Annotated in this window: 4 protein-coding genes; all 4 read left to right on the top strand. The window is 75.1% G+C overall.

Features of this window, described 5'->3' with window-relative positions:
- The coding region (locus AC0CYZ_RS06840) for an MBL fold metallo-hydrolase (protein WP_472213618.1) at positions 1-475 on the top strand (475 nt) is incomplete at its 5' end.
- 86 nt (positions 476-561) lie between these two features.
- Positions 562-1,248 carry a response regulator transcription factor gene (locus tag AC0CYZ_RS06845; protein ID WP_472213620.1) on the top strand — a complete coding sequence of 229 codons (687 nt, stop codon included), beginning with the start codon at positions 562-564 and terminating at the stop codon, positions 1,246-1,248.
- Entirely contained in the window at positions 1,245-2,690 is a 1,446-nt protein-coding gene (locus AC0CYZ_RS06850) for a sensor histidine kinase (RefSeq protein ID WP_472213623.1), read from the top strand. Before AC0CYZ_RS06845 ends, AC0CYZ_RS06850 begins: the two co-directional genes overlap by 4 nt.
- Positions 2,691-2,804: 114 nt before the next feature.
- The coding region (locus tag AC0CYZ_RS06855) for a DUF1707 SHOCT-like domain-containing protein (RefSeq protein ID WP_472213624.1) at positions 2,805-2,908 on the top strand (104 nt) is incomplete at its 3' end.

Consider the following 2,908-nt stretch of genomic DNA (forward strand, 5'->3'; position numbering starts at 1 on the left):
CGCCCACACCACCAACGACGTCGTCGTGTGGCTGCCCGAACGCTCGGTCCTCTTCGCCGGGGACCTGCTCTTCCACGGCGGCACCCCGTTCCTGCTCTCCGGCTCGGTGCTGGGCGCGATCGAGGTCCTCGAAGGCTTCGTCACACCGCTGGGCGCGGCCACGATCGTGCCCGGCCACGGCCCCGTCGGCGGACCGGAGATGATCGACGACGTACTGGGCTACCTGCGCTTCGTCCGCGACCTCGCCCGCGACGGCCACGCCGCCGGCGTCACGCCCCTCGAGCTCGCCCGCGGCACCGATCTGGGCCCGTACGCCGAGTGGACCGACACCGAGCGCCTCGTCGGAAACCTCCACCGCGCCTACGCCGACCTGACCGTCCCGACCACCCAGCGGGGCGGGCCCATCGACTTCCCCGGCGCCCTGGGCGACATGGTCACCTACAACGGCGGCCGACCCCTGACCTGCCTGGCCTGAGCACCCGACGCCGCCGACGGTCGGAATCCGGTGAGAACCGGACCCGCCGGACGGGACGACCGGCCGCGAATTGGCACGATGGCCCCATGCCGCAGCGCGTGCTGGTCGCCGACGACGACCGCGCCATTCGGGAGTCCCTCGCGCGCGCCCTGGAGCTCGAGGGCTACGAGGCGGTCCCGGCCGTCGACGGCGTCGAGTCGCTGACCCGGGTCCGCCAGGAGTCGTTCGATGCGCTGGTGCTCGACGTGATGATGCCCGGTGTCGACGGGCTCGCGGTGTGCCGGGTGCTGCGCGCCGACGGCGACCGGACCCCGGTGCTCATGCTGACCGCCCGCCAGGAGACCGCCGACCGGGTCGCCGGGCTCGACGCCGGCGCGGACGACTACCTGCCCAAGCCGTTCGAGCTCGACGAGCTGCTCGCGCGGCTGCGGGCGTTGCTGCGGCGCGCGTCGTTCGCGGCGCCCGACGACCGGGGTGCGCTGCGCCTGGGCGCCCTGCACGTCGACCCGGCCGCGCGGCGGGCGTGGTGGGCGGACGAGGAGCTGACGCTCTCGAAGACCGAGTTCGACCTGCTGGAGCTGCTCGCGCGCAACGAGGGGATCGTGCTCGACCACACCACGGTCTACGAGCGCATCTGGGGCTACGACTTCGGCGCGGACTCCAAGAACCTCGCCGTCTACATCGGCTACCTGCGCCGCAAGCTCACCGCGGCCGGGGCTCCCCCGCTGATCCACACCGTGCGCGGTGTCGGCTACACGGTGCGCCGGCCGTGAGCCTGCGGGCCCGGTTCGCGCTGGCCTTCGCGCTGATCAGCCTGGTCGTCGCCGGCCTGGTGGGGGTGCTGAGCTACCACGCCGCCGCCGAGCGGATCACGCAGGCGAACGACACCACGCTCGCGGCCGCCACCGCCGCGCTCGCCGAGAACCAGACCGGCGTGCTCACCTCCCCCACTCCACCCCCGCCCGGCGACGACGGCCCGCCGGCCCAGGACGGCCGTCCCGACTCGCCGAGCCGGCTCCAGATGCTCGTCGGGCGCCACCTCGCCCAGGACGGAAGCGTGACGGTGCTGGGCGGGCGGCCGGTCCCGCTGCCCGTCACCGCCGTCGCCCGCGGTCTGGCCACCACACCCGTCGCCGGCCGGACGGACACCACCGAGATCACCGTCGGGCACGACGACTACCGCATCCTCACGACCTCCCAGGGCAGCGGGCGCGGCGCGCTCCAGGTCGCGATGGACGTCGACCTCTCCAACCGCGTGCTGCAGGGGATGGCCAACGAGATCGCCGTCGTGAGCCTCGTCGTGCTGCTCGTCGCCGCGGCCGCCGGGTGGCTGCTGGCCGGGCGCATCACCCGGCGGCTGGTGCGGCTGACCGGGCTGGCCGAGCAGGTGAGCGCGCGTGGCGGCGTGACAGGTCCCGACGTCGAGGCGCTGCAGGTCCCCGTGGAGGGGACCGACGAGGTCGGGCGGCTCTCCGCCTCGTTCACGACGATGGTCGAGCGTCTGGCCGCGTCCCGCGAGGCGCAGGACCGCCTCGTCCAGGACGCCGCCCACGAGCTGCGCACCCCGCTGACCAGCCTGCGCACCAACGCGAGCGTGCTGCGCCGGTTCGCCGAACTCCCGCCGGCGGCCCGCGAACGCCTCGTCGCCGATGTCCAGGGCGAGACCCGCGAGCTCTCCCACCTCGTCGACGAGCTCGTCGAGCTCGCCCTCTCCGGCGGCAGCGAGGAGCCCGAGGAGCCGGTGGCGCTGGCCGGGCTCGCGGCGCACGTGGCCGAGCGGGTGGGACGGCGCAGCGGCCGGGAGATCGTGGTCGACGCCGACGGCTCCGTCGTGCGCGGCTACCGGGCGAGCCTGGAGCGCGCCGTGGGGAACCTGCTCGAGAACGCAGCCAAGTTCGACGGTGATTCCGGGGAGCCGATCGAGCTCCGCGTCCAGCGGGGCACCACGACCGTGCGCGACCACGGCCCCGGCATCCGGCCCGCCGACGCCGACCGGGTCTTCGACCGCTTCTACCGCGCAGACGCCGCCCGGGGCCTCCCCGGCTCCGGGCTGGGCCTGGCGATCGTCCGGGACGTCGCCGAGCGCCACGGCGGGGCCGCGTTCGTGACCGCGCCCTCGGGGGGCGGCGCGTGCGTCGGCTTCGGGGTCGCCAACGGCCGGCTCCTCCCCGACACCGCCGAGCCGGAGCACGTCGAGGCGCCCGCCGGCGCCTGATCCTCACCGGATTCTCGTGCAGCGGGCGTCCCGCGGGGCGACGTGCCGGACGACCATGGCGTGACCACCACGGTCGAACCACGAGGAGAATCGATGTCGGAGCCGGACCAGGTGATGCGGGCCTCGGACGCCGAGCGGGAGGCCGTCGTCGCCCGCCTGCACCACGCCGTGGGCGAGGGGCGCCTCACCGCCGACGAGGCGGGCGAGCGGATCGCGGC

The organism is Actinomycetospora sp. (assembly GCF_055612215.1).